The 26,493-nt window shown below is 33.6% G+C and carries 24 protein-coding genes; 11 read left to right on the top strand and 13 right to left on the bottom strand.

The genetic code is table 11. The annotated features are described in order from the left end of the window. Positions 1 to 304 (top strand): hypothetical protein (locus J7574_RS00005; protein WP_290962640.1); only part of this gene is annotated, 304 nt, incomplete at its 5' end. 508 nt (positions 305 to 812) lie between these two features. On the opposite strand, the gene J7574_RS00010 is transcribed toward J7574_RS00005, so the two are convergent. Both J7574_RS00010 and J7574_RS00015 read right to left on the bottom strand, forming a co-directional pair. Continuing rightward, the gene (locus J7574_RS00010) at positions 813 to 2,048 is read right to left on the bottom strand and encodes an FtsX-like permease family protein (protein ID WP_290962642.1); all 1,236 of its coding nucleotides are present in this window, start codon (positions 2,046 to 2,048) and stop codon (positions 813 to 815) included. Between the two features lie 96 nt (positions 2,049 to 2,144). After that, on the bottom strand, positions 2,145 to 2,639 hold the full coding sequence (locus tag J7574_RS00015; RefSeq protein ID WP_198855503.1) for a YkgJ family cysteine cluster protein: 495 nt from the start codon (positions 2,637 to 2,639) through the stop codon (positions 2,145 to 2,147). A gap of 72 nt (positions 2,640 to 2,711) precedes the next feature. On the opposite strand from J7574_RS00015, the gene J7574_RS00020 reads away from it, so the two are divergent. Both J7574_RS00020 and J7574_RS00025 read left to right on the top strand, forming a co-directional pair. Beyond that, positions 2,712 to 3,419 (top strand): methyltransferase domain-containing protein, encoded by a 708-nt coding sequence (locus J7574_RS00020; protein WP_290962646.1) that lies wholly within the window; start codon positions 2,712 to 2,714, stop codon positions 3,417 to 3,419. Between the two features lie 18 nt (positions 3,420 to 3,437). After that, positions 3,438 to 3,983, top strand: a complete 546-nt coding sequence (locus tag J7574_RS00025) for a YfiT family bacillithiol transferase (RefSeq protein WP_290962648.1) — start codon at positions 3,438 to 3,440, stop codon at positions 3,981 to 3,983. A 78-nt stretch (positions 3,984 to 4,061) separates the two neighbouring features. Here J7574_RS00025 and J7574_RS00030 read toward each other — a convergent pair whose 3' ends face one another. From J7574_RS00030 to J7574_RS00065, 8 genes are all read right to left on the bottom strand, one after another. Then, complete coding sequence (locus tag J7574_RS00030; protein WP_290962650.1) at positions 4,062 to 4,694, bottom strand: 7-carboxy-7-deazaguanine synthase QueE; 633 nt, start codon at positions 4,692 to 4,694, stop codon at positions 4,062 to 4,064. A 101-nt stretch (positions 4,695 to 4,795) separates the two neighbouring features. Beyond that, positions 4,796 to 6,463 (bottom strand): tetratricopeptide repeat protein, encoded by a 1,668-nt coding sequence (locus tag J7574_RS00035; protein WP_290962652.1) that lies wholly within the window; start codon positions 6,461 to 6,463, stop codon positions 4,796 to 4,798. A 16-nt stretch (positions 6,464 to 6,479) separates the two neighbouring features. Continuing rightward, on the bottom strand, positions 6,480 to 7,403 hold the full coding sequence (locus tag J7574_RS00040; RefSeq protein WP_290962654.1) for a PstS family phosphate ABC transporter substrate-binding protein: 924 nt from the start codon (positions 7,401 to 7,403) through the stop codon (positions 6,480 to 6,482). A 4-nt stretch (positions 7,404 to 7,407) separates the two neighbouring features. Further along, the gene (locus tag J7574_RS00045) at positions 7,408 to 7,638 is read right to left on the bottom strand and encodes a hypothetical protein (protein WP_111286913.1); all 231 of its coding nucleotides are present in this window, start codon (positions 7,636 to 7,638) and stop codon (positions 7,408 to 7,410) included. Next, on the bottom strand, positions 7,638 to 8,438 hold the full coding sequence (locus J7574_RS00050; protein ID WP_290962659.1) for an energy transducer TonB: 801 nt from the start codon (positions 8,436 to 8,438) through the stop codon (positions 7,638 to 7,640). Before J7574_RS00050 ends, J7574_RS00045 begins: the two co-directional genes overlap by 1 nt. 39 nt (positions 8,439 to 8,477) lie before the next feature. Further along, positions 8,478 to 9,038 carry a biopolymer transporter ExbD gene (locus J7574_RS00055; protein ID WP_177211950.1) on the bottom strand — a complete coding sequence of 187 codons (561 nt, stop codon included), beginning with the start codon at positions 9,036 to 9,038 and terminating at the stop codon, positions 8,478 to 8,480. Between the two features lie 19 nt (positions 9,039 to 9,057). Further along, entirely contained in the window at positions 9,058 to 9,669 is a 612-nt protein-coding gene (locus J7574_RS00060; RefSeq protein WP_274254459.1) for a biopolymer transporter ExbD, read from the bottom strand. A gap of 41 nt (positions 9,670 to 9,710) precedes the next feature. Further along, positions 9,711 to 10,535, bottom strand: coding sequence for a MotA/TolQ/ExbB proton channel family protein (locus J7574_RS00065; RefSeq protein ID WP_008464979.1), 825 nt, complete (start codon positions 10,533 to 10,535; stop codon positions 9,711 to 9,713). 381 nt (positions 10,536 to 10,916) lie between these two features. On the opposite strand from J7574_RS00065, the gene J7574_RS00070 reads away from it, so the two are divergent. After that, complete coding sequence (locus J7574_RS00070; RefSeq protein ID WP_290962668.1) at positions 10,917 to 12,434, top strand: helicase HerA-like domain-containing protein; 1,518 nt, start codon at positions 10,917 to 10,919, stop codon at positions 12,432 to 12,434. Positions 12,435 to 12,588: 154 nt separating this feature from the next. Here J7574_RS00070 and J7574_RS00075 read toward each other — a convergent pair whose 3' ends face one another. Continuing rightward, positions 12,589 to 13,932: an NAD(P)/FAD-dependent oxidoreductase gene (locus J7574_RS00075; protein ID WP_290962670.1), complete on the bottom strand. Its 1,344-nt coding sequence runs from the start codon at positions 13,930 to 13,932 to the stop codon at positions 12,589 to 12,591. 217 nt (positions 13,933 to 14,149) lie between these two features. On the opposite strand from J7574_RS00075, the gene J7574_RS00080 reads away from it, so the two are divergent. The 5 genes from J7574_RS00080 to J7574_RS00100 all read left to right on the top strand — a co-directional run bounded on the left by J7574_RS00080 (position 14,150) and on the right by J7574_RS00100 (position 19,613). Next, positions 14,150 to 14,749 carry a GNAT family protein gene (locus J7574_RS00080; protein ID WP_290962672.1) on the top strand — a complete coding sequence of 200 codons (600 nt, stop codon included), beginning with the start codon at positions 14,150 to 14,152 and terminating at the stop codon, positions 14,747 to 14,749. A 69-nt stretch (positions 14,750 to 14,818) separates the two neighbouring features. Beyond that, positions 14,819 to 15,613, top strand: a complete 795-nt coding sequence (locus tag J7574_RS00085) for an AraC family transcriptional regulator (protein ID WP_290962673.1) — start codon at positions 14,819 to 14,821, stop codon at positions 15,611 to 15,613. A gap of 78 nt (positions 15,614 to 15,691) precedes the next feature. Next, on the top strand, positions 15,692 to 17,203 hold the full coding sequence (locus J7574_RS00090; protein WP_290962675.1) for a class A beta-lactamase-related serine hydrolase: 1,512 nt from the start codon (positions 15,692 to 15,694) through the stop codon (positions 17,201 to 17,203). A gap of 362 nt (positions 17,204 to 17,565) precedes the next feature. Next, positions 17,566 to 19,014 carry a serine hydrolase gene (locus J7574_RS00095; protein ID WP_290962677.1) on the top strand — a complete coding sequence of 483 codons (1,449 nt, stop codon included), beginning with the start codon at positions 17,566 to 17,568 and terminating at the stop codon, positions 19,012 to 19,014. A gap of 158 nt (positions 19,015 to 19,172) precedes the next feature. Further along, positions 19,173 to 19,613 carry a hypothetical protein gene (locus J7574_RS00100; protein WP_290962679.1) on the top strand — a complete coding sequence of 147 codons (441 nt, stop codon included), beginning with the start codon at positions 19,173 to 19,175 and terminating at the stop codon, positions 19,611 to 19,613. A gap of 120 nt (positions 19,614 to 19,733) precedes the next feature. Here the strand turns inward: J7574_RS00100 and J7574_RS00105 are convergent, their stop codons facing one another. Beyond that, positions 19,734 to 22,124: a penicillin acylase family protein gene (locus tag J7574_RS00105; RefSeq protein ID WP_290962681.1), complete on the bottom strand. Its 2,391-nt coding sequence runs from the start codon at positions 22,122 to 22,124 to the stop codon at positions 19,734 to 19,736. Between the two features lie 108 nt (positions 22,125 to 22,232). Here J7574_RS00105 and J7574_RS00110 point away from each other — a divergent pair, with 108 nt between their 5' ends. Both J7574_RS00110 and J7574_RS00115 read left to right on the top strand, forming a co-directional pair. Then, positions 22,233 to 23,789: a hypothetical protein gene (locus J7574_RS00110; protein ID WP_290962683.1), complete on the top strand. Its 1,557-nt coding sequence runs from the start codon at positions 22,233 to 22,235 to the stop codon at positions 23,787 to 23,789. 346 nt (positions 23,790 to 24,135) lie between these two features. Then, on the top strand, positions 24,136 to 25,932 hold the full coding sequence (locus J7574_RS00115; RefSeq protein ID WP_290962685.1) for a hypothetical protein: 1,797 nt from the start codon (positions 24,136 to 24,138) through the stop codon (positions 25,930 to 25,932). A gap of 54 nt (positions 25,933 to 25,986) precedes the next feature. On the opposite strand, the gene J7574_RS00120 is transcribed toward J7574_RS00115, so the two are convergent. Then, the gene (locus tag J7574_RS00120) at positions 25,987 to 26,412 is read right to left on the bottom strand and encodes a YMGG-like glycine zipper-containing protein (protein ID WP_290962687.1); all 426 of its coding nucleotides are present in this window, start codon (positions 26,410 to 26,412) and stop codon (positions 25,987 to 25,989) included. Positions 26,413 to 26,493 lie beyond the last annotated feature (81 nt).

The raw sequence follows: 26,493 nt of genomic DNA on the forward strand, positions 1-26,493 counted from the left end.
CATTTTCCTTTCAGCATTTCAATGGACTTTCCGTGTTTTGCGGGGTGCAAATGTAAAAAGCTTTTTCAATTCCCGCAAGCTTTTTCGAATCTTTTTTTTAAGAAAATCTCTTTTCTTTCGATTCAATTGCCTGCAGTATTTCGATGAGCGTTTCGCTGTTGCGGGTGCAAAAGTAGAACCTTTTTCCGCTTTTCCAAGCTTTTTTTCCGGCTTTTTTTCGCTTTTTCTTGATCTTTCCCTTAACTTGCTGGTAACAGCTTATTTACAATTGGAATATTTTTGCATCCGTGTGGGGTTTTTCTGAATCCCATTGAAGTTTTCCCATTTTGCCTCGCTTTTGGATCGGCGGTTTTGCGGAATTTCCACATTTTATGCCCGCTCTCCGGGAAGGATTTAAGATCCGACAGCCTCCCTTCTTCCGCTTTTGCTCTCGCAGAGGCGCCAAGACGCGGAGTTTCACTTCCATTTTTCTTTTGGAAACGCAATCCATAGCCCCGATAGGAGCGGAAATCCTTTTTGGGGCGGGGTTCGCCCCAAAAAGATTGGAGCGGATAGCGGGAAATAGCTCCTTACATTTATTAAATTCCAATTTTTTAAATTCCAAAACTGTAGCGCTTCGCTGCGCTCAGCCTTACATATTATTATATATAAGCAAACCCGACAGGTTTTCAAAACCTGTCGGGTTTTATGGCGCCTAGATTCTGCTTTGCTATTTTTAAACCTGACATTTTATACTTGTATATATGTAACAAAAAAACAAACCCGACTGGTTTTGGAAAACCGTCGGGTTGGATATATGACTTTTCTTTTAATTAGTCGAAACGAATTGCTTTTACTGGGGATATCTTTGTTATTATATAAGATGGAATTAATAACACCAAGAAACAGACACCAATAGTAAGCAAGTTTAATAGGAGTATATACATCCAGTTTAGATAGACTGGCGCTTGATTTACATAATAGTTTTCAGGATTGAGTTGAATTACTCCGAATTGTTGCTGGATTAATAGAATTGAAATCCCAATTAAATTCCCCCAGAATAATCCTCGCAAAATTAGATAGAAAGCATTATATAAAAATATTTTACGGACGGACCAGTTATTTGCTCCCATTGATTTTAAAATTCCGATCATTTGGGTTCTCTCCAAAATAAGCACCAAAAGTGCTACTACCATATTAATTGTAGCAACTAGAATCATAACTCCTAAAATGATTATAATATTAAAGTCGAACAGCTGAAGCCAATCGAAAATATAACTGTATTTTTCTACAATGGTTTTCGTATCAAGATTTGACGATGTCTCTTCGTAAATTTTATTTCCTACCGATTTGATTTCATTAAAATCTTTGACAAAAATCTCGAATGCTCCAACTTGATTTTCACTCCATTTGTTAATTCTCTGAATATGTCGGATGTCACCAATAATATATGTCGCATCAAAATCTTGAAAACCTGAATTAAATATGGCCGCAATTTTAAATCGACGACTATTTGGCATTTTTCCTTGTTCTTCTTTTATAAAAAAGGTATTGAATTGATCTCCGATTTTTAAGTTTAAACGATCTGCAAGAAATCTAGAGATAATAACATCTTCATTTAATGTTTTTGTAAAATCAGGCAGTTTGCCTTCAACAATATATTCTTTAATATTATTCCAATCATAATCAGCACCCACTCCTTTGAAGACAATTCCCTCAAAAGCATTTTCTGTTCTAATTATTCCAGCTTTACTAGCCACTGCTTGAATATGGCTTACCTCTGGAACAGATTTAAAGTTAGGATAGAAATCTTGTTTCTTTGAAATAGGAACTGTTGTAACTTCTGAATTATTATTATCATAATTAGAAATTATAATCTGGCCATTAAAGGCAGAAACTTTCTCTCTGATTTTTTTCTGCAATCCTATTCCAGTTGCTACAGAAACCATCATCATGATAATACCGATTGCAATCGCCGAAATAGCAATTTTTATTATAGGCGCCGAAATACTGCTTTTGTAATCTTTTGCAGTAATAAGTCTTTTGGCTATGAAATATTCTAAATTCAAATTAGGAGTTTTCTATAGGTTATTTTATTATTCCTTTCTCAAAAATACATCTTAAAAAAGGAAATTAAGATTTCTCTAGAAACAATTGCCAATTTATTATAATGGCAGTTTCTTTTTCATTTCTTCAACGATATTAAATGCAGCTGGACAAATTTCAACGTTTTTCAACGTAAGGTTCGAAATCTGGTAAAATTTATTTCGGTCTGTATGCGGAAACTCTCTACAGGCTTTGGGACGAACATCATAAATCATACAATAGTTTTCATTATCCAAAAAAGTACACGGAACGCTTTGCAAAACATAATCTTTATCTTCGTCAATTCGCAGATATTGATCAATGAATTGCTGCGGCTTTTGCCTAAAATGTTTTGAAATTCGCTCGATATCTGCCAAAGTAAATAACGGACCTGTCGTTTTACAGCAATTAGCACACTTTAAGCAATCCGTTCTTTTAAATTCAGCATCATGCAAATCCTGCATAATATAATCTAAATTCTTTGGCGGTTTCTTTTTAAGCTTATCGAAATACTTTTTATTCTCGTTATGCTTATCTTTGGCTAACTTACTTAAGTTATTTAAAATCTGTTTCAAGTTCAATCTTTAAAGTTGATCTGCAAAATTAAGCAACTTTGAACTTGAAACCTTAAACTTTGAACTAAAACAATGAAAGATCTTTTTGGAAAAGCGATATTTGATTTTTACACCAAAAATTCGCCTGAAGATATTATTACTGAAACTTCGATTTCTGAAGAAGATGAAATGAGTGTTGAGTATCTTTTTCGCGCTTATAATGAAATGCCAAAAATTGAACAGAAAGCGTTACAATTGGCAAAAGGAAAAATTTTGGATGTTGGATGCGGAGCGGGAAGTCATGCTTTATCACTTCAAAACGAACGCAACTTAGAAGTAACTGCTATCGATATTTCAGAAAAAGCCATTGAAACTTGTCGCCTTCGCGGAATTAAAAATGCTACAGTTGAAAATATTTTAACTTTTGAAGGAGAAAAATTTGACACTATCCTACTTTTAATGAATGGAACGGGAATTTTTGGCCAGCTAAAAAACTGCAATACTTATTTAACCAAATTGAAATCACTATTAAATCCAGGCGGGCAAATTTTGATTGACAGTTCCGACATCATTTATATGTTTGATGAAGATGAAGATGGCGGTAAATGGATTCCGTCTGAAAATGATTATTATGGCGAACTTGTTTTCAACATTAGCTATAAGGGAGAAAAAGAAGAACCTTTTGATTGGCTGTATTTAGATTACAATACACTTCAAAATGCCGCAAATGCCAACGGTTTAAACTGCGAGCTTATTTTAGAAGGCGAGCATTATGATTATTTAGCTAGACTTTCCATTTAAAACAAACCATAAAAAACTATGAACGAATTGGATTTAGAGAAATTAAAATATCCCATTGGAAAATTTATTGCTCCAGATAATTACTCGGCAGAATATCTTTCTGAAAAAATCAAAGAAATCGAAACGCTTCCTGAAAAGCTGGCAAAAGAAACCATTCATTTAAGCGATGAACAATTAGATACGCCATATCGTCCTGACGGTTGGACTATAAGACAAGTAATTCACCATTGCGCCGAAAGTCATATCCACTGTTTTATAAGAATTAAATGGGCACTGACAGAAAATAATCCCGTTATTAAAGCTTATGATGAAGTTCTTTGGTCTGATTTGAATGATAATTTAACAATGCCCATTCAGCCTACTTTGGATTTATTGAAAGGACTGCATTTTAGATTAGGCTATATTATGAGAAGTTTAACTGAATCTGATTTGGAGAAAACGTTTATACATCCTTCAGATAATTCCGAAAACAAACTTAAAAAGATAATCGGAATGTATGCTTGGCATGGAAACCATCATTTGGCACACATTACCGCTTTGAAAAATTACAAAAACTGGCAATAATTCAAATCCGTATATTTTTTATACATATTGTATACTTCTGTAAACAAAAAATCTCTTCGGTTGAAGAGATTTTTTGTTTTATGGAATATTAAGGTATTTATGTGTTTGTAATGAAACTCTCCATTTTGGATTATTCATAACATAATCTACAATAAGTGGCGTCATTTCTTCTTTTTTACTCCATTCTGGCTGGAGAAATAAAATTGCGTTATCGTTTACCAACTCCGCCTGTTCTTCTGCAAAAATAAAATCGTGTTTATTATAAATAATTACTTTTAACTCGTGCGCATTATCATATACCGTTTGTGTTGGCAGTTTGTTCTTTTTTGGCGAAAGACAAATCCAGTCCCAAGTTCCTGATAAAGGGAAAGCTCCAGAAGTTTCAATATGTACTTTTAAATTTTTCTCTTTTAAGCGTTGGGTCAAAAGTGTCATATCCCAAGACAAAGGTTCTCCTCCAGTTACAACAACTGTATCGGCATATTTAGCAGCATTTTCAACAATTAAATCTACGCTTGTTGGAGGATGAAGCTCTGCATTCCAACTTTCTTTCACATCACACCAATGGCATCCTACATCGCACCCACCAATTCTAATAAAATAAGCAGCTCTTCCTGTATGCGAACCTTCTCCTTGAATGGTATAAAATTCTTCCATCAAAGGAAGCATTGCTCCTTTATTTACTTCTAATTGTATTTCTTTTGGTAACATTTTAATATTTTAAGAGTGCAAAGATAGTCAATAATATACGGAACAAAAAAAACCGATAGTTTTTTGAACTATCGGCTTTCTATTATTTTCTAGAATCTAGATTATTTTAAAGCTTTTATAGATTGTGTAGCATATGAATTTGCAGGATCTAATACTAAAGTTTTATTGAAATACTCAATAGCTTTCGCTTTATCTGTATTAGCATAAGCTGCACCTATACCATTGTAAGCTTCAACAAATTTCTTAGCTACAGCTGGCTTAGCTACTTCTTCTGCACCTTTTGCTGAAATTTTAGTAACATACTCTTCATAATTTTTAATGATCAAATCATCTTTCTCTAATAAAGAGTTGATTCTTGCTTTATACAAGTATGCTTCATCATAGTTAGGAGCAGTAGTTAAAATTTTATCAAAAACTGCATCCGCTTTTCCTAAAGCAGCTGCATCACGGCTTTCTTTTGGCTTACTAGCGTTACCGTAGTATAAAGAAATTCCATAATAAACACTGTCGTCTAAGTAATTTTTAGATTCAGGATTTCCTGCTCCAAGTTCAAAAATAGCTGCTGCTTGTGCATATTGTTTTTTACCAAACAAATCTTTTCCAAAGTCAGCAAATTCTTCAACTACAAGAGGCTCTAATTCAATTGCTTTTTTGATATCAGCTAAACCAGCGTCAAAAGCTGCTTGATCTACTTTACCGTCAGCTGCAGTTCCTTTTTTAATCTTAGCTAATCCTAAGTAGTAGTAATCTCTACCAATAACTTTATTTCCTGGAGCTTTGATATAATCTTCGATAGATTTAATTGCAACATCAACATTTCCATTTTCGTAAGCTGCATATCCTAAATATCTGTAGATTCTAGGATTTACTTTATCTTGAGCAATCATTTTGTTTGCAACTGTTTCTAATTGCTTGTAATCTTTCACTAAGATCAAGAAATCTGCATGACGCATTTTAGAATCAAGAGAGTAATCTGTCAAACTTAAATACTTCTCATAGTTTGTAATTGCATTTTGCAAATTAACTTTAGCTGTAGAAGGTTTATTTCTAGCCCATTTGTAGTATGTTTCAGCAAGCTCTCTGTAAACAGGTCCGTAGTTAGCATCTAGAGCAATAACTTCATTAAAAGATTTAATTGCTTCATCGTAAGATTTAGCTCCTTTTAATAAAACACCTAATTGCATTTTAGCTCTTAACAAAGTGTTGTCAGCTGTAAAAGCATCACGATACGCTTTGTAAGCATCATTTTGGTTGTTTGCTCCGTAGTAAGCATCTCCAATTGCAAGTAATGCCTGTGCATTTTGAGGATCTACTAATAAAGCTCTTTTCAAAACTTCGATAGCATTTTTATAATCTGGATTTTCAGAATTCATGTAAGCTCTAGCGATGTAAATAAATTCATTTACATCCTTTTTCTTCATGTCTTTAGTTGCCAAAGCAAAATTAGCTTGAGCAGCTGCTGTATTCTTTGCATCAAGATCTAATTGACCTAAACCAATATAGTTTAAGTTTTTCTTATCTGAAGCTTGCAATCCATTATTGTAATAGATTTTTGCAGAATCGACAACAGATTGATTCAAATAAACATTTCCTAAAACAAAATTTGCTTCTCCATCTGAAGGTTTAGCTTTGATGATTGATTTAAGGATGTTTTTTGCTTTATCAAATTGTTCGGCATCGATTGCCTTCTTTGCTTGGTTGATATCTTGCGCTTTTGCCGCCGTAGCCGAGACAACTATTGCAAGACTAAAAATTTTAAATTTATTCATCTTTATTGTAATTAATTTATTCTTTATCTTTTATTATTTCACTTCTAATTTTAAGTTTTCTTCCTGGAGTCTTGTATGGCAGTAATCCAGATTTCAAAACAATACGTTGTCCGATATCTCCAGCTATGAATGAAGCAAAGCCCATTCCAAGTCCTGAATAACCTTGACAATTTATAATAAACAAATCACGTGCCAAAGGATATTTGCCAATTTCTAGGTCATTTTGAGTAGGACTATAATATTCATTACTGTCCAAACCTTTAACATAAAGCACATTGATCTTCTTAATAGTTTCCGTCATATCAGGAGTTGGCTGATAAAACCAATTAACACCAATAACACCAATCATTCCATCGTTTTCCGAAACAAATTTGATCACTTCATTATTCGTTTTAAATGAGAAAACTCCAGATTTAGGTATTTCGTTTACCTTCGCTAATCCCTTCATGTAACGAACCGTACTAGAATTTGGATTATCAAAAACAAGACCTTTAATCTTACCATCTGTTTTACCCTGCATGAAATCAATCACACTTTTCAACGCAATTAACGTATCATTATTGCTTTTGTTAGAAATAAAAGCAATAGCGTCATGAGCAAAAGGAGTTACCCTTGGCTTAATTTTACTTTTGTCAAAACGAGCTACTTCTTCTGCAGTAAGATCTCGAGTTGTAATTGCAACTTTAGCTTTTTGATTTAATAAATCATTAATTACTTCAGCTTCTGATTTTGGTTTTACTGTAATTTTTGCATCATAGTAAGTGCCTTCAAAAACAGCAACCTGATCGTCTACAATTTGCTTTACCGTTTCGTCAACTGCAATATCAAGTGATCCTTTCAAAATGGTTTCTTTCTCAGTTTCACTCTTGCTTTTTTGGTTGCACATGGCAAACAAAAAGACAAAAACAACCAAACCTAAAGCCTTACTATATTTCAACATAATTTTATTCTTCTTTTGAATTAATTAATCTTAAAAATCTTATTCCAGAATACACGATTAGCAATCCACCAAAGGCATATCTGTATTTAGGTTCCATATTAAGCGGGAGTTTTTCCCAGAACATAATCATTAAACCGAGCACAAGATAAATTAAAAAAAACAGTATTCCTAAAACAAGAAGAAATCGCTCTTTGAGCGATTTCTTCTGAATATTATTAAGCATATCTTTTAACATTATTCTGCAGATTGAATAGTAATAGGTAGAGAGTATAATACCCTAACTTTTTTACCATTTTGCTCGCCGGGAATCCATTTTGGACATTTTTTAAGAACACGAATTGCTTCTGCTCCTGTACCGTAACCGATATCTCTTAATACTTTAATATCTGTTAACGACCCGTCTTTTTCAACTACAAACGTAACGTAAACTTTACCTTTTAAACCTTCTTCTTCTGGAGTTTTATAATTGTTTCCTACGAATTTGTAGAACTTATCAATACCTCCTGGGAAATCTGGTTTTACTTCGATACCAGCTGTATTATATACAGTGTTATCTTCTTGTACCACCTCTGCTACTGGTCCTTTTCCAACTGGCTCATCAACAGTTAAAACTGCATCTGGATCTCCTTTGATAGTCTCAGCACCAACTTTTTTGTCTTTTAAATCAACAATTTTTGGTGGGTCTTCAGTTACTTCTTCCGCTTTTGCAACCACAGGCTTAACGAATTTAACCTGATCCACTTTTGGTGGCGGTGGCGGTGGCGGTGGCATGTTAGGCTTAACTTCCTCTTTTTTCGGAGGTAATTTTACCGCAGCCATCTTAACCTCTTTAACCTCTTCTTCATCTGCAGAGTCCGGTATCAAACTCGCGATAAGAGGAGCAGCAACAGCAGCACTAAAGATAAGAGAACCAATAACAAGTGCTTTCACAGTTGTTTTTCCGTTTGATTTTCTCAGCTCGTATGCTCCATATATCTTATTACGTCCTTCGAATACGATATCAAGCCACTGATTTTTTATAATATCTAATTTCATACTTCTTGATTTTTAAGTCGATAAAATCTAAGATTGCTCTTATTTTTTATCTATCACTTTTGTTTCTTCTGGTGTAAACTCAGGAACAATCGCATACGTATCAACTCCAGTGATAGCCATTTCGTCCAAGATATCAACCAAATTACGGTAATTTGATTTTTTAGTTGGTTTAATGATCACAATGATTCCGTTTTTAGGTTTCCCTAAAGCTGCAGAATAAGCCAAAACATTTTTCTTTTGTTTTAACAATTCTCTACGAATACCATCTTTACCATATGCAATATCTTTTGGCCCCACTTTTGGTGTCGCCAATAACCCCATATAGTAAACCATTTTATTATCAGCACCTAACATTACTGTCATAGTACGATTCTCGTCTACTTTGGTATCCTCAGTTTTCTTATTCGGATCATCATCTTTATTTGGCAATGACAAATCCATCGATTGAGGTTTTGACAACGAAGTAGTTAACATAAAGAATGTGATCAATAAGAATGCCAAATCCACCATCGCTGTTAAATCGACTTTCGAATTCTGCTTTTTACTTCTTACTTTACCACCTTTACCACCACCGCCGTCGCCGGTATTTAATTCAGCCATCTTAGTGTATATTTTTTAATTAAAAGTCTCTTCCTCTCTTACCTGTAACTAAGTTAAAGGAATTGATTTTCTGATCTTGCAAAATATCCATAATTTTTTTAATTCTTGGATATTCTTCTTTAGCATCTCCTTTAATCGCAATCTGCAATTCTTTGTCATCCAAATCAATTGTCGCTCTTCTAGAAATTAGAAGCCATTCTTTCAATTGATTATCTAATGAATCCAAAGGAATTCCAGGCTGGTTTGCTTTGGTTCTGTCCGCCGCTTTCATATCAATGATTTGCTTTAAACCTGTAATTGGCACACCAAAATCATCCATAAGAGCAAATTTGGTTTTATCTTCTTCCGAAAATTCAATACCATATTTTGCGCCCATTCCTTCAAGAGTTCTTTTACGAACTTCTCTTCCTTTGATGTCAAAAAACACTTTCCCTTTTCCTACTGTAATAATAGCCAAATCAGTATCTGGCAGTTTACTTATCGCAACAGAAGCAGGCATATCTACAGGCAATGCCTCAGGCACTTTAGCAGTAGCGGTCAAAATAAAGAACGTTAGCAAAAGGAACGCTACATCACACATCGCAGTCATATCTGTCGATGTAGACTTTTTTTTCATTTTTATTTTAGCCATTATCTTTTATTTTATTTTTTTGATATAAAATCAAAAATTAATTATTGTCTTAAACTTCCTCTGAATTTTCTGTAAGTATTCACGATTGTAGTACCAGCCTCATCGATAGAGTAAGTTAAATCGTCAATTTTAGCAGTAAAGAAGTTGTAAGAAACAATTGCTAAGATAGAAGTAGAGATACCTGTAGCAGTGTTGATAAGTGCTTCAGAGATCCCTGTTGCAAGAGCAGCTTGGTCAGGAGTACCAGCAGAAGCTAACGCACCAAACGCTTTAATCATACCAGATACAGTTCCTAATAATCCTCCTAATGTACCTAAAGATACTAAAGTAGAGATAATAGTCATGTTTTTCTCTAACATTGGCATTTCTAATGAAGTTGCCTCTTCAATTTCTTTGTGGATTACTTCTGAAGCTTCTTCGCTGTTGAATCCTTCTTTTTTAACATCTTGGTATTTTACCAAAGCAGATTTAATTGCATTTGCAACTGAACCTTGTTGTTTGTCGCAAGAAGCGATAGCAGCTTCGATGTTTCCTTCTTTAATACTTCCTTGAACGCTTTTCATGAATTTGTCAAGGTTAGTTTTTCCAGCAGCTTTACCAATAACAATAAATCTTTCAATAGAAAAAACAACAACCATTAAAAACATACCTAATAATACAGGTACAATGAAACCTCCTTTATAAACTTGTCCTAATGTATTGATTGGATGTCCAGTTTCTGGATTACCTCCTTCGAAGTTCGCAGAGTCCCCCATGATTACTTTCCAAATAAACACCCCTACTAAGATACACGCAACAATAATGATTCCAGTAATCATTCCTCCCCCATTTGAAGTGCTTTCTTTTTTAACTTTAACGTTTGCCATTTTTTTTAATTTTAATAGTTTTAAATAATTTTTATTTTTTAGTTATATTTAACTTGTAGAGGAGCAAATTTATACGTTTAGTTTAAATAAAAAAACTTTTTTTAATTTAATTGACCGAAATTTAACTTCAATTTAAAAAATATCTCATTAAATTGCCGACATCATTTTTTAAATAAAACAAAAAAAAGGACGATAATTAGAAAAATTACAACGTTTTAGTAAATATTCAAAGATTCCTTTGATATCTTCTTAAAAAGCTGAGAATTTTTTTTTTATTAAATTTTCAATCAAAAAAAGCTTTTTCTTACTAAAAAAAACCACATAAATAACGTCCAAAAACAAACAAATACTCATATAACAATCTAAATTACAAATAAAAACATGAATAAAAAAGAGAATTTTATTGCAGATATAAATACAGGGTATTCTTCGAAGGGAGACAGCATTGTACTTGGAGGGGCAATACTTGACGGTGAGCCAATTGCAGAAGCACATGTCAAAATTCCGCTGAAAACTTTAAACCGACACGGATTAATCGCTGGGGCGACTGGAACGGGAAAAACCAAAACAATCCAGGTTTTTTCGGAGCAGCTTTCTAATGCTGGAATTCCTGTTTTAATGATGGATATTAAAGGTGATTTTAGTGGTATAGCCAAAGAAGGTAAAGAAGAAGGTTTTATTACAGAACGTCATGCTAAAATAAATGTACCTTATAATGTAGCCGCATTTCCTGTTGAATTGATGTCTCTTTCTAAACAGAATGGGGTACGTCTGCGCGCTACTGTTTCTGAGTTTGGTCCCGTTTTATTTTCTCGAATTTTAGATTTGAATGACACACAGGCTGGAGTGGTGGCAGTAATCTTTAAATATTGCGATGATAATCAAATGCCTTTATTGGATTTGAAGGACATAAAAAAGGTAATCAATTATATTACTGAGGAAGGAAAAGATGAAATTGCAGCTAGCTACGGGAAAATATCAACTGCGACAACTGGAACAATCCTTAGAAAAATTATAGAATTGGAACAGCAAGGCGGTGATTTGTTTTTTGGCGAATTATCTTTTGAAACCGATGATTTGATGCGTATTGATGAAAACGGAAAAGGTTACGTTAACATCATGCGCTTGACGGATATTCAAGATAAACCGAAGTTATTTTCGACTTTCATGTTAAGTCTTTTGGCTGAAATTTACCAGAAGATGCCAGAAAAAGGAGATGCGGAACAGCCTGAATTGGTTATCTTTATTGACGAAGCGCATTTAATTTTTAATGAAGCTAGCAAAGCGCTTTTAGAACAAATTGAAACGATTGTCAAATTAATCCGTTCTAAAGGTGTGGGAATTTATTTTGTTACACAAAATCCGATGGATGTTCCAAGCGGAGTTTTAGCTCAGTTAGGATTAAAGATTCAGCATGCTCTTAGAGCTTTTACCGCAAATGACCGTCAGGCTATTAAAAAGACTGCTGACAACTATCCAACTTCTCCTTATTATAAAACCGACGAACTATTAACGAGTTTAGGAATTGGGGAAGCTTTGGTTACAGCTCTTAACGAAAAAGGTATTCCAACTCCTCTTGTTGCCACAATGATGCGTGCGCCAACGAGCCGAATGGACGTTTTATCTCAATCTGAAATTGATGAAATAAACGGTAAATCAAAGCTGGTTAAGAAATACGCTGAAGAAATTGACCGTGAAAGTGCTTTTGAAATTTTGAACAAAAAACTATCAGAAGCTGCGGAAGTTGCGGCGCAACAAGAAGAACAAGCTCCAGCAAAATCATCAAAATCTGAACCAAGCACTACAGAGGTTGTTACCAAATCTGTTTTGAAAGTTGTAACAAGCGCTACTTTTATAAGAGGTGTTTTTGGAGTTTTATCAAAATTCTTAAAAAAATAAACTACTATTTTAAACCATGTAAGTCATATAAGTTCATTTAATATAGGTATACTGAACTTGTCTTAAAAAAATAAACCCGACAGGTTTTAAAAACCTGTCGGGTTTTCTATTTAAGAAAAGTTATATTTACTTATATAACTTATATGGTAAAAAATTAGGCCTTTTCTAACAAAGCTAAAATTTTGTTTTCTACTTCTGGGCCATCCCAAATGTTTTCTATATTTTCCATACGAAGAACTTCTTCCATAATTACATTTTGATAATCTCCGATTGCTAAGGCTTCAGCATACGGACGATCGCTGAAAGTAACTCGGCTGTAAAGCGGAATCCATTTATCTGGATGTTTGTCTGAGAAAACCTTTTCTATTTTCTTTTGCAGCAAGAATTTTTCATCTGCTGTTTTGGTGCTCATCTCTAAGAAATTTCGATAAGAAAGCTCTGCAATGGCATCTGCATTTGGTTTTCTGGAGATTTGATATTCGGTAAATATTTTTTTCCAGTCGTCTTGGTACTTTTCAATCATTTCACTCAAAACGGTGATATCTTCAAAACCCGCATTCATTCCTTGTCCGTAAAACGGAACTATGGCATGACAAGCGTCTCCAATAAGGGCAATTTTGTTTTCGTAAGTCCAAGGAAAGCATTTCATGGTTACCAAAGTACTTGTCGGATTTTTAAAGAAATCATTTGCTAATTCTGGAATTACCTCAATCGAATCTGGGAAGTTTTTCTCAAAGAAATCTTCAACCATTTTGCGATCTGTTAATGATTCAAACGAATTATTTCCTTCAAAAGGCATAAATAAGGTACAGGTAAAACTTCCATCAAGATTAGGAAGCGCAATTAACATGTACTCGCCCCTTGGCCAAATATGAAATGAATTTTTATCCAATTTATGCGTTCCGTCTGGATTTGCTGGAATATTCAATTCTTTATATCCCATATTCAAGAATTCCTGAGAATAATTGAACATGCTCTGACGCTGCATTCTGTGTCGGATTCTCGAAAAAGCGCCATCGGCACCAAAAACCATATCGAATTTTCTTTCTTCCCACTCACCTCTTTCGCTTTCTCCAATGTGAAGCGTTGCATCGTTCAAAGTAACGTCCCAAACTTTCTGTTCAAAATGAAACTCGGCTCCAGCTTCTTCGGCAAGATCGATCATTTTTCTGTTTAGTTTTCCTCTCGAAATAGAATAAATAGATTCTCCTTCCTGACCGTAGTTTTGAAAATTCAATTTATCGACCAAATGAATGGCGCGCTTATCCATCGGAATTGCGATTTCTCGAACTGAATCACCAACGCCAACTGCATCTAAAGCTTTCCAGCCACGGTTGGACATTGCTAAGTTAATAGAACGTCCAGAAAAATTTATTTTTCGAATATCGGGGCTACGATCATAAACATGTACAGCATGACCCGCTTTTTTAAGATAAATTGCCAGAAGTGACCCTACAAGTCCTGAACCAACAACAGCAATTTTTAATGAAGTTTGCATCGAGGGATAATCTAATATTGGGTCGTAAAAATAACTAATAATTGTACATGAGCTGTAAAATAAATGAACAAATTGTTTGCAAATAGTGATTCGAAAGAATTATTGGAATTTTCACTGTTTTAAAATTATAACAAATTGTTATTTTATTTGATTTATTTACAGAAATTAAACAATTAGCTTTGCTTAAGATTTACTTCATTAGTTAAATAAAAATTTTATGAATAGCGAAATTTTACAATCAGATATTATATTAGAAAACGAAAAAGTACTTTTGATTCCTTTTGAAAGTCAAAGAAATATAGAACTCAAAGAAATTATTTTTGATGATGAGATCTGGAAATATATGGGAATGTATATTCGAAGTGATCAAGATTTCGAAAACTATATAAAAAGTACACTAAAACAAAAAACAGACGGAATTTGTTATCCGTTCCTAATTATTGATAAAGCGACCAATAAAGTTGCCGGAAGTACCCGTTATGGCTATTTAAATCACGCAAGCCAAAAATGCGAAATTGGATGGACTTGGTACGGAAAAGCATTTCAGGGAACAGGATTAAACCAAGCATGCAAATTTGAGCTCTTGAATTTTGGGTTCGAACAAATTCAATTTAGAAGAATACAATTCAGTGCAGACTTTGAAAATATAAGATCCCAAAAAGCCATTAAAAAATTAGGGGCTATAAAAGAAGGTTTTTTTAGAAATAATTACGTCGATTCTGAAGGAAAAAGTAAAACCGATGTTTACTTTAGCATTATATCAGAAGAATGGAAAAAAACTAAAAAAGAATATTTTGGCGAGTTCCTATATATTTAATAGTAATTGAAAAAATCTTAATTTAGTCTATAATTTAAGATTTTAAAATACTATTCAGTTAACTCAAAAATGCAACTATACTCAGAACATTACGTTAGTCAAAAATCGGAGCGGTTTGTCAATAAAATCTGGTGTCTGGATAATAGTATTGGCGAAAGTGTAATTGAAAACAAACTGGTTCTACCAAATGGCTGTTTTAATTTGGCAATTGTGAGCGGCAATTCAATTGAAGTTCATACGAGCCAAAATAAATATGAAATGAATAACGGAATTTACTTCTGCTCTCAAATGACCAATAAGGTTCTGGTGAATATTCGGCCAAAAACAAAAATTACCATAATACAGCTCCACGCTTGGACACTTTCTATGTTTCTGAAATATGATTTGAGCAATTTTTCCGATTCGATTATCAAAATTGATGCTGCTGAGTTGCCTTTTAAAGTCGAGATTCCATTTGATATTGAAACCTTATTACAAATTATTAATGTTTACTTTGAAGGATTATCTAATTTAAATTCGAAAGAAAATACAATTGAAAAAATCTGCGAAGTAATAAGGCTTCACGAAGATGAGATTTCGGTTTCGGAAATAAGCAAGCTATTAAATTCTTCGCAGCGTTTGCTTCAAATGAAATTTAAAACCGCTACCGGACTTACCATCAAAAAATATATTCAGATTTTAAAATTCAGAAAATCGGTTGATCAAATGCTCAATGCCGATTTAGGAAAACTAAGCCTAACAGAAATTGCACTTTACAACAAGTATTTCGATCAATCGCATTTTATCAGAAAGTTTAAAGATGTGACCAAAACAACTCCCAAAATGTTCAATCCTGATTTGTATTTTCTTTCACAAAAAAGATAAATTTTCGCTTTTGTACAATTTTGACACTATCGATTGAACTACTATTGCGGAATCAATAATCATCAATCAATCATCAACATGAAAATTATCAATCGCATTTCGTTTCAATTCAAAATTATTTTGGTTGGAATTTTACTTTTTCAAATCCAATCTGGATTTTCTCAAGAAGAAAAAGGCTCGCAATTGTACAAAACCATTATGGCAAAGGACAGTCTTCTTTTTAATATTGGTTTTAATACTTGCGATATCACTCAATTCGAAAACTTATATACTGAAGATTTTGAGTTTTATCATGATAAAGACAGCATTTCGGATAAAGCGCGATTTCTAAAAACTTTTAAAAGCGGCATCTGTTCTCCCACCAGAAAATATAATTATCGCAGAGAATTAATTGATGGAAGCACCGAAATTTATCCTTTATACAAAAATGGAACTTTGTATGGCGCGATTCAAATGGGAACACATCGTTTTTACGAAAGTTCTGCTGGAAATACTGAACAGGCAGGAAGCTTTGCCAAATTCACACATCTTTGGCTTCTAAAAAATAAAGATTGGAAACTAGCAAGATCGTTAAGCTACAATCATCAAATGACAAGTTCTACAGCAGGCATCACGAACCTTTTTGACAATGATCAAGAAACTGAAAAATGGCTAAAACAAAATAATATTCCAGCTTTAGGATTGGGTATTATTTCAGATGGAAAACTGAAACAAATCAAGACTTTTGGCAAATTAAAAAGAGACGTGTCTGCTCCTTATAATACGATTTGGAATGTTGCTTCGCTAACAAAACCTGTGACCGCCATAATCACCCTGAAATTGGTTTCTCAAGGAAAATGGAATCTGGACGAACCACTAGATAAATATTGGATTGATCCAGACATTGCTAAAGATCCGAATCATAAATTATTGACAACTAGAATTATTCTGAGTCATCAAACCGGTTTCCCAAACTGGGGGTCTCTCAACGAGTCTAAAAAATTGGATTTTAAGTTTAAGCCAGGAACACAATACCAATATTCTGGAGAAGGTTTTGAATATCTGCGAAGAGCTTTGGAGAAAAAATTCCATAAATCATTGGATCAATTGGCGGCAGAATTGGTTTTTGAACCGTTGAAAATGACTGACTCTCAATTAATCTGGAATGATAAAATTGATCTTTCGAGGTATGCGGTTAATTATGACAAAGACGGAAATGCTTACGAACCAACCAAAAACAAATCTGCAAATGCAGCTGATGACTTATTGACTACTATTGAAGATTATAGCAATTTTTTATCGAGTGTTATAAATGGCGAAGGGTTAAGTAAAAAGGTTTTCGAAGAAATGAGTTCCCATCAAGTTCAGACCAAAAAGAACAAATATTTTGGTTTAGGCTTTGAAATTTATGACCTAGGAAATGGCAACTACGCTCTTTCTCACGGTGGCGCAGACCAAGGTGTTCAGACTATTTTTATTTTACTTCCAAAAACAAAACAAGGTTTAGTCATTTTTACAAATGTAGATGATGGTTATAAAATCTATGAAAACATTGTAGTTCATTATCTTGGAGAAAATGGCAGAAAAATAGTCGATATCGAAACCAAATGATTTCCACTTCAATCGGATATTAACGTTAATCTGAAAACATGTTAAAATTATTCATCCTTCTATTACTATATATCAGTAAAGTTTTAACAGCTTAATAGTACTCAAAAATATTTGTTAGTTATGAGCATAGGCCTACTTTTAAAGTTATGGTTTATGCTCTGCTTTTTTATATTCTAAAAAAAATGGATTATTCGTGAAACCAAATCGAGAATCAATCGTCTAAGATTTTAAGAGCATCAATTTATTTCATTAAAAAATCGTACTTTCGATTTAACTTTCTGAATATCTTTTTGTTACCAAAGTTTCAATCATCAATCAAAAAACGAATCATTTCATTAATCTTAAAACCAAATCAATCCATTATGAAAAAATCCATCAAACTTATTGCACTCTTTGTTGCTTTTCAACTTTCAGCATTCAGCACTTTTGCGCAAGACAAAGCGAAACAAATTGAACAGCTTTTAAGCAAATACAACGAATATGGACAATTTAATGGTTCTGCTTTGGTAGCCGAAAACGGAAAGGTAATCTTCAAAAAAGGTTTTGGCTCTGCTAATATGGAATGGGACATTCCGAATCAGCCAGACACCAAATTCAGATTGGGTTCTATCAGCAAACAGTTTACAGCGCTTTTAATTGTAAAATTAGCTGAAGAAGGAAAAATAAAACTAGATGTTCCTATTACGACTTATCTTCCAGATTATCCGAAAGAAAATGGCAGCAAAATCACGATTCATCATTTGCTGACTCACACTTCTGGAATTCCAAATTATACTAATACGCCTAATTTCCTGAGAGACAAAGCAAAAAATCCTTATACTCCGGAAGCTTTTATAAAGACATTTTGGAGTTTGCCGCTTGAATTTACTCCTGGCGAAAAGTTCAATTACAGCAATTCGGGTTATTTCTTGCTAGGCTATATTATCGAAAAAATCACAGGAAAAACATATAAGCAGAATTTGCAGGAAACCATTTTCACACCGCTAAAAATGGTTAATTCTGGCTACGATCACAGTGATTTAATTATAAAAAACAGAGCTGCCGGTTATGAGAAAGAAGGAAAGAAAATTGTCAATGCTTCTTACATTGATATGAGCATTCCGTATGCTGCAGGATCTTTGTATTCTACTGTAGAAGATTTGTACTTATGGGATCAGGCTCTTTACGCCAATAAATTGCTTTCTGCAAAAAGTACGGAATCTTTATACAAACCTTATATCAAAGCTTGGGATGGTTTTTACGGATACGGATGGTCGACTTATGAGGTACCAAACGGAAACGATAAATTAACTATTATTGAACATGGCGGAGGCATCAACGGATTTAATACTGTCATTTCCCGCATTCCTGCAGACAAAAACCTTATTGTTTTACTGAACAATACTGGAGGAACTATTTTGGGCGAAATGAATACTGCAATTCGTAATATTTTATACAATCAGCCTTTTAATCAGCCGAAAAAATCATTAGCTCTTGACTTATTAGATGTTTACGCAGAAAAAGGTGCCGTTGCAGGAACTGATGCTTTTAAAAAGCTAAAAAATGATCCAACATATGCCATTAAAGAAAACGATATGAATCAAGTTGGATATCAATTGCTTCAAACAGGAAAAAAGAAAGAAGCTATTGAAGTTTTCAAAATCAATGTAGAAGCTTTCCCTAAATCTGGAAATGTTTATGATAGTTTGGGCGAAGCTTATTTGGCAGACGGAGACAAAAAATTGGCGATTGCGAATTATAAAAAATCGGTTGAATTGGATCCGACAAATGAAAACGGTAAAAAAGTATTAGAAGAACTTTCTAAGAAATAAATCGAGATTTTTTTAGAAAACTTTAAAAAACGACTCTGATAAGGTAGACGCAAAGTCTATTTTATCGGAGTTTTTTGTTACAACTTAGGACATTCAAATTTGGGAAATTATTTTTCTAAAATACTATTTTAGCTTTTCCCATAACAACTGAATAACCTATGAAAAATCTAAAAAATTACAGTTTACTGGCATTATTATGCTTTTTAATTTCTTCTAAAGCTGCATCGCAAAACAATCAGCCGTTAATGCCAACCCAGCAAAACAAAATTATAATCGACAAAATTGTAGAAGCTACCAATTATAAAAACTATGTAATTGATTTTTGCTTATCTAAAATAAACGAAGCTTCGGCAAAAGAAGGCTGGAACGAGCAAAAAGCTATGGAAATTACGCAAAGCATCAATTATAAAAATTTCAGGGATGCCATTTACAATAGCTTCGTTGTTTTTGACGAAGTAGAACTGGAAACTTTATTGAAAGCTTACGAAAAAGACACTGCCTATCAGACCAAAAATGTCATGACTAACAACAAAGTACTTATTAATAATCTGAGCATTTTTGCTGATGATATTGTGAAAGGGAAATATGTTTTTAAGTAAGGTTCTGAGTTGCTAAGATGCTAAGGCCCTAAGCTTTTCTTTGTCAAAGTTTCAAACTTTGACAAAGATTACACTAACTGCAATAACTTGAAACCTGAAACCTGAAACTTGAAACAAAAACTATTTTTTCGGTTTCAAAACCAACTTTGTAGAAGTCTTTATGATTTCTTCTTTGTTTAGTTTCATTTTTCTGAACTTTCCTGCGTTGTACATTTCGGCTTGATCGCTGTAATGTTTGCTAAAAGGATTTCCAGATTGACCTGTTGGCAAAATGCTCCAACTATTTTCTACATCAGCAAAATCAATTACTCTTCTGGTTGAAGGTCCGCCTTTAACATAGTATTTTCCTTCGTCATTAAATCCAAAGAATAAATTATTGATTACTTCATTTGAACCTGGCGAATTAAATGGCCCAACATTGAATAATCTACGAAGCGCAGCCACTTTCCCTAATGGATGTTCATGTTCTACAGTATGCACTTTCCCCCAATTCCAATCTGAAATATTTTGCCCTAACTGATTTTGTAAAGCAACAACTGCATCATGAAACGATTTTGAAATAACATCGGTTCTCGTTTCTTTTACATTTTTGGTTTTGAAATTATCCCACCAAACCGAATTTTCATTTTTTATCTGATTGGCGATAACTTGTTTTCCAAGAGAAATTCCTAAAAACAAATTAAAATTATCTTTTCCCATTTCATCTTCAAAAGTATTTTTTAGATACAAATAAATCCATTTGTTGTAAATCGTTGGAGCAACATCTTCAAGATTGGTGGTGCCCTTCCAAGATTTTAAAACTCCCAAAACCTCTTTTTCGTTATTAGAAAGCGGTTTATTATCTAAACTTGCCATTAAGTTTTTGGTCGTTTCAACCGCAACATCAGAAGTATTATCATAAATCATTTTACTGATAGCTTCTTTATCCCAATCTGATTTGGCATCTAGAATTCCCGAAATTCTCTTAGCGCGATCTTCTGGCAGATAATATCCTGGATACAAATATCCATTGTCTATAGCTTCTGGCTGATTATTGGCAGAATAAACATATCCCCATGACGGATTTTCGGCTGATGGATTTTGTTCGAAATCTAAAAACTTGGTAATATCATCTTTTCCGCTTATGCCGTCTAAAATCAAATGCGTATTAACGCCTTCATTGTGTCGGTACAATTTACCACTCGCCCACCAGCCTACATTTCCTTTTGCATCGCCATACATTACATTTAGTCCTGGCGCAGCAATTAAAGAAACAGCTTTTTTAAAGTCGGTTGTATTTGTAGCATGCGAAAGTCCATAAGCAGCATCTAGAATTAAGATTGGTTCTCTTGTGTATGTCCAAGACATCGCAATTGGATTTTTCTTATCTAAACGATCTATAAAATCATTCATAATTGGTCCGTGACGCGTAATTTTAACTGTCAACACAACATCTGAAGAATCTTTTACTTTTATCGTTTTTTTTCTGATTTCATATTTGCTGAAACCTGTTGGCGTCTGATATTGAGAAGTATCATCTGCCTTATTTTTTTCTTGGTAAAAATCGATATCATCATTTTCAAACATAGTCAAGCCATAAGCATAATCTCTATTGTGCGCCAAAAGCGGAAACGGAGTTCCAGCCAAATAACAGCCGTACAATTCGTGTTGTGGTGTTACCAAATGAGCTTCGTACCAAGTTGCTGGCTGCGAAAATCCGATATGCGGATCATTGGCAAAAATAACTTTTCCTGTTTTCGATTTATGTGGACCAACAACCCAGCTGTTACTTCCAACAAATGGCGGAATCGGAGATTGATCCAACATTGCTGAAATAGATTTTGAAATCTCTGTATATTCTTCGGTTTTCTCTTTCGAGATTTTAATTCTGGTGTTATTGAATTCTCCTTCAATGCCTAAATCTTTCAAATAAGCAACACCATATTTATTTTTTATATCACTCAACAACGGATCTGTTTTCTGCGCCATCGCAAAGCTGAAAGACATATATCCGAAAATATTATACACGTCTTTTATCGTAAATTTTTGTTTTTTTACGCCAACCAAAGTAAATTCTATTGGCGTTACTCCTTCCTCCAAATATTGGTTAATTCCGTCCAGATACGCTTGAGTCAATTTATAGCTTTCACTGTTTTTATCCAATTTTGCAATGGCTTTTGCCGAAGCTTCTTCAATTCCGATTCCAGCAAAAAACTTATCATTTTTTAGCGCAACGCCGCCAAAAATTTCAGACAAGCGTCCAGGAGCAATTCGGCGCAACAACTCCATTTGCCATAGTCTCTCCTGTGCATGAACATAACCAAGTGCAGTCATAGCATCTTTTTCAGAATCTGCATAAATATGGGGAACTCCAAAATCGTCAAAATAGACTGTCGTTTCCTTCTCGAGATTTTTTAGTTCTAATGAACCTTCATATTTCGGCTTTAAATGAAAAATATAAGCGCACAAACCAATCGCAAGTATCACAATAAGAACCAGCAGTGCCAGCAGGATTTTTTTAATTATTCTCATATTTTAAAAAAGGATAAAATTCAAAATGATATAATTTTTCTCTAAAATCTTATAAAAGAAAACACTCTTTAAAAGTCTAAATTTATGTATTTAAAATTAATACTATAAATGTCAATCTATAAAAAAATAGCGATTGCAGTAATTTCTCTGCTTGCCATTGTAATTCTTGCCAATATTGGTTTGAATTACTGGATAAAAAAACAGCTTCCGATTATTATTCACGAAAAAAACAAAACCGCTTACAATATCAATTACGAAAAAATTGAAGTCTCTCTTTTTTCCAGAAATATCAATGCACAGACTTTATTGGTAAGTCCGAAAAATGCACCTAAAGACAGCAAAAATGGACTTTTCTCAAAAATCGAATCCATCACTATAAAACATTTCAATATTTGGGATTTGGCTTTTCGGGATATCATTCAGGCAGAAAGTATTATTATTAATAAGCCGAAAATTATTTTATATAAAAAAGGCGAAAAATTAATCAATAATAGCAAAAGCATCGAAAAAGAAATTGTTGATCCGTTTCGAAAAATTATTGCCGTTTCTAATATTTACCTCAACGAAGGATCGGTTGATGTGGTTTCTTTAGACACCGAAAAACCTATTTTCAGCATTAAAAAAATCCTTTTAAAACTAGAAGGCATTTTAATTACCGATGCTACACTGAAAGAAAAAATTCCTCTTCGATATGAAAAATATGCGCTCGTTTGCGATAGTTTATTTTACAGACCCAATGGTTTTTACTACATCAACATTGGAAAAATTAGTACCGAAAAGAATTTTTTAAAGATTAATAATTTCTCTAATCTGCCTCAATTTGAGCGATATGATTTTGTAAAACGTCTAGACAAAGAAAAAGATATTTACCATTTAAAATTCGACTCTGCTCAGGTTGCAAAAATGGATTGGGGTTTTAAAAACAATCAATTCTATTTTAAAGCAAATTCTTTGGTCATTAATCATTTTGATGCCAATATTTACCGCGGAAAAATGTTGAAGGATGATCCGAGCAAAAAATACCTTTACAATCATTTATTGCGAAACTTGAAATTTCCGCTTCAAATCGACACTTTGCAGGTTTTGAAATCCAAATTGGTTTACGAAGAAGAACTCGACTTTTCTAAAGGACCAGGAGTTTTAACTTTTGATAAATTCAATCTACAGGCAACTAATTTGAGAAGCGGTTTTGGTTTGAAAAAAACGAATGATGTGAAAATCAAAGTCAAATGCATTTTCATGAAAAGCTCTCCTCTCGATGTCGATTGGAGTTTTAATGTTTTGGATAAAAGTGACGGATTTCATATTCAAGGTGTGATTTCTAATTTTAATGTGCAAGGAATGACAAGATTCACGAAACCCTATATCAACACTACCTTTACTGGGACTTTTCATAAATATCGTTTTAATTTCTACGGAAACGATAATGGTTCAAAAGGAAATGCTTCTTTAGATTATGATGATCTCAAAGTGAAATTATACCAAAAGAAAAAGCCTGAAAAAGAAGCCAAACTTAAAACGGCCGTCGCCAATTTATTAGTTAAAAACGATTCAAAAGACGGAGCCAAAACCGCAGAAATCGAAGTCGAACGACTTCAAGACAGATCATTCTACAATCTTTTATGGAGAAGTATTGCGGAGTCTTTGAAGAAGATTTTGATATAATTTTTTTTCGCCACGAATTCACGAATTAGCTCAAATCTTTGTCGTTATTTAAATCAAATTACACAAATTGAAAGAATAAAAATCGTGGAGAAGTATTGTAGAATCTTTGAAGAAGATTTTGATTTAGTTTTTTTTTTCGCCAAAACCCGAGCGACAGCGAAATGGCGAAGCAATTCACGAATTAGCTCAAATCTTTTTGGCAATTTAATTCAAATTACACAAATTAAAAGAATAAAATTCGTGAATTCGTGGCGGAAAAACATCTCCCCAATGCCGAACCTGACATTTATCAGGTTTTAGGAGAAAATATTTTTTTTCATTTGTTTCTATTTTAATCCGAATACAAATGACAAACAAAAATCTGCATACTTTTCATATTCCGGTAATGGGATTGGCTTATACCATAGACAGTCCGATTCGTGTGGCGCAGTACGGAATTTCATCAGTTATTGCTCTTGCCGATGATGATTTGATTGAAAAGATGCGTAATTTTTACAGCACGAAATTCAACATTCCATACGAAGAGATTACTCAAAAATTTCATGATTACCGTGCTGAAAGAATTACCTCTTATTTAAATTTAGTCGATAAAATTGTAAAAGAAAAATTTGAAAACTTCAAAACAGAATTGGCAGAAAGCAAAACCGCTTTAGAAAATTTTATGTCGATGCTGCCAAATACGTCTGATATTAAAAAAGGATTTCAAAATTTACTGGATGATGGAATTGCTTTTAAAGAAAACATTCAGAATTATATCGAATCGCATCTTTTTCCAGGAGAAATCGACGTGAACATCATGACGAAATTAGACAAAGATAATTTCATTAAAAATGAACAACTTCCGATTGAATTTAATGATGCTCACGCTGCTTTAAGAGGTTTTGCCAAAAGTAATCTAGAATCTTCTATTGTACTTTCTGCAGGAATGAATCCGAGATTGTTTGGATATTTCGAAAACTTCAAAGATTTTTTTCCGAATGAAAATGATGAGCTGAAGAAAAAAATTATCTTGAAAGTTAGCGATTTTAGATCGGCCATGATTCAGGGCAATTTCTTGGCTAAAAAAGGGCTTTGGGTTTCTGAATATCGAATTGAGTCGGGACTAAACTGCGGTGGGCATGCCTTTGCAACTGACGGATTACTTTTGGGCACTATTTTAGAGGAATTCAAGCAGAAAAAAGAGCAACTGATACAATCTGCCCACGAATTAATGATTAAAGCTTTACGGGCAAAAAATCAGCATTTTCCAAAAAATCCTTTAGAATTAAAAATTACCGTTCAAGGTGGCGTTGGAACGGCGGCAGAACATGAGTTTTTATTAGACAAATACAATGTTGATTCTGTGGGTTGGGGTTCTCCGTTTTTATTGGTTCCCGAAGCTACTTCTGTAGACCAAGAAACTCGCAATTTATTGATGAAAGCCAAAGAAGATGATTTTTACTTAAGTAATATTTCACCTTTGGGAATTCCGTTTAATACTTTGAAAGGAACTACAAATGAATTCTTAAAGCAAAAACGAATTCATGAAAATAAAGCCGGTAGTTCTTGCCCAAAGAAATTTTTAGCGTTGAGCAAAGAATACGACCCGCACGGAATTTGTACAGCTTCTAAAAAATATCAGGATATAAAACTGGAAGAATTAGAAGCAAAAAAAGATTCTTTATCTATTGACGAATTTGAAAAAAGCAAAATCAAAATTACCGAAAAATCATGTTTGTGTGTTGGTTTAGCCAATGCTTCGTATCTGGAAAATGATATAAAAGTAAAAGGCCAAGCGCAAGGTGTTGTAATTTGCCCAGGACCAAACTTGGCGTATTTTGATCAGGAAGTTTCTCTGAAAGATATGATTCATCATATTTATCACGGCAAATCGATTATTAGAACCGAACGCCCAAACTTGTTTATAAAAGAGCTTAAAATGTATATTGAATACTTTAGAAACGAAATTCAATCTGTTTCTGGAGAATTTACAACGGCTCAGCTTAAAAAATGGAATTCTTTTAAATCTAATCTCTTAGATGGAATTGAGTATTATAAAAATTTATTTGAATCGACGACAGTCTTTAAAGGCGACTTAAATCAACTCGATTCTTGTAAATCAGAATTAGTTGGTATAAAAATTCCCGTTTCAGAGTTGGTTTAAAATTGAAAACCCCAAATTATTTCTAATTTGGGGTTTGTTTTTATTTATAGAAAATTATTCTTTTTTCTTGTTTTTGCTATCAATAACAGCTCCAGTTCCCGTTCCGACTGCAGCACCGGCTAAACCACCAATAATAGCACCTTCGCCTTTTTTCTTACTGACAATTGCTCCAGTGGCAGCACCTACTCCCGCACCAATGACAGCACCTTTAGCAGTTGCACTCCAACCTTTCTTTTTAGCAGGTGCAGCGGCTGTTGCGTCTTGCTGATGCACAACAACGACTTTCTCTTTTTGAGCTTCGATCTTTTCTTCGTTTAATTTGGCCATTTCTGTCTTCATTGAATCGATAACTCGCTGTTTGTTAATCTCAACTTTCATTGAATCAATGCTGGCTTGTTTGGCTTTATTTATATCTTCTTTGTTTTGCTGTTGGCAAGAAGTTAAAAATATCACGGTCAATAAAATATATAAGCCTTTCATGATCTTGTAATTTTAGAATTATACATTACAAAATAAGCAATATCTGTTAGGATAGTTGTTACAGAATTTTTTTGAAAGTTT

The sequence above is a fragment of the Flavobacterium sp. genome, assembly GCF_017744675.1.
Classification (GTDB): domain Bacteria; phylum Bacteroidota; class Bacteroidia; order Flavobacteriales; family Flavobacteriaceae; genus Flavobacterium.

Bases quoted from the DNA above. Each gene is read 5' to 3' on its own strand.
- J7574_RS00020 (WP_290962646.1), top strand. From the start codon at position 2,712: ATGAAAGATCTTTTTGGAAAAGCGATATTTGATTTTTACACCAAAAAT.
- J7574_RS00025 (WP_290962648.1), top strand. From the start codon at position 3,438: ATGAACGAATTGGATTTAGAGAAATTAAAATATCCCATTGGAAAATTT.
- J7574_RS00030 (WP_290962650.1), bottom strand. From the start codon at position 4,694: ATGTTACCAAAAGAAATACAATTAGAAGTAAATAAAGGAGCAATGCTT.
- J7574_RS00035 (WP_290962652.1), bottom strand. From the start codon at position 6,463: ATGAATAAATTTAAAATTTTTAGTCTTGCAATAGTTGTCTCGGCTACG.
- J7574_RS00040 (WP_290962654.1), bottom strand. From the start codon at position 7,403: ATGTTGAAATATAGTAAGGCTTTAGGTTTGGTTGTTTTTGTCTTTTTG.
- J7574_RS00045 (WP_111286913.1), bottom strand. From the start codon at position 7,638: ATGTTAAAAGATATGCTTAATAATATTCAGAAGAAATCGCTCAAAGAG.
- J7574_RS00050 (WP_290962659.1), bottom strand. From the start codon at position 8,438: ATGAAATTAGATATTATAAAAAATCAGTGGCTTGATATCGTATTCGAA.
- J7574_RS00055 (WP_177211950.1), bottom strand. From the start codon at position 9,038: ATGGCTGAATTAAATACCGGCGACGGCGGTGGTGGTAAAGGTGGTAAA.
- J7574_RS00060 (WP_274254459.1), bottom strand. From the start codon at position 9,669: ATGGCTAAAATAAAAATGAAAAAAAAGTCTACATCGACAGATATGACT.
- J7574_RS00065 (WP_008464979.1), bottom strand. From the start codon at position 10,535: ATGGCAAACGTTAAAGTTAAAAAAGAAAGCACTTCAAATGGGGGAGGA.
- J7574_RS00070 (WP_290962668.1), top strand. From the start codon at position 10,917: ATGAATAAAAAAGAGAATTTTATTGCAGATATAAATACAGGGTATTCT.
- J7574_RS00075 (WP_290962670.1), bottom strand. From the start codon at position 13,932: ATGCAAACTTCATTAAAAATTGCTGTTGTTGGTTCAGGACTTGTAGGG.
- J7574_RS00080 (WP_290962672.1), top strand. From the start codon at position 14,150: ATGAATAGCGAAATTTTACAATCAGATATTATATTAGAAAACGAAAAA.
- J7574_RS00085 (WP_290962673.1), top strand. From the start codon at position 14,819: ATGCAACTATACTCAGAACATTACGTTAGTCAAAAATCGGAGCGGTTT.
- J7574_RS00090 (WP_290962675.1), top strand. From the start codon at position 15,692: ATGAAAATTATCAATCGCATTTCGTTTCAATTCAAAATTATTTTGGTT.
- J7574_RS00095 (WP_290962677.1), top strand. From the start codon at position 17,566: ATGAAAAAATCCATCAAACTTATTGCACTCTTTGTTGCTTTTCAACTT.
- J7574_RS00100 (WP_290962679.1), top strand. From the start codon at position 19,173: ATGAAAAATCTAAAAAATTACAGTTTACTGGCATTATTATGCTTTTTA.
- J7574_RS00105 (WP_290962681.1), bottom strand. From the start codon at position 22,124: ATGAGAATAATTAAAAAAATCCTGCTGGCACTGCTGGTTCTTATTGTG.
- J7574_RS00110 (WP_290962683.1), top strand. From the start codon at position 22,233: ATGTCAATCTATAAAAAAATAGCGATTGCAGTAATTTCTCTGCTTGCC.
- J7574_RS00115 (WP_290962685.1), top strand. From the start codon at position 24,136: ATGACAAACAAAAATCTGCATACTTTTCATATTCCGGTAATGGGATTG.
- J7574_RS00120 (WP_290962687.1), bottom strand. From the start codon at position 26,412: ATGAAAGGCTTATATATTTTATTGACCGTGATATTTTTAACTTCTTGC.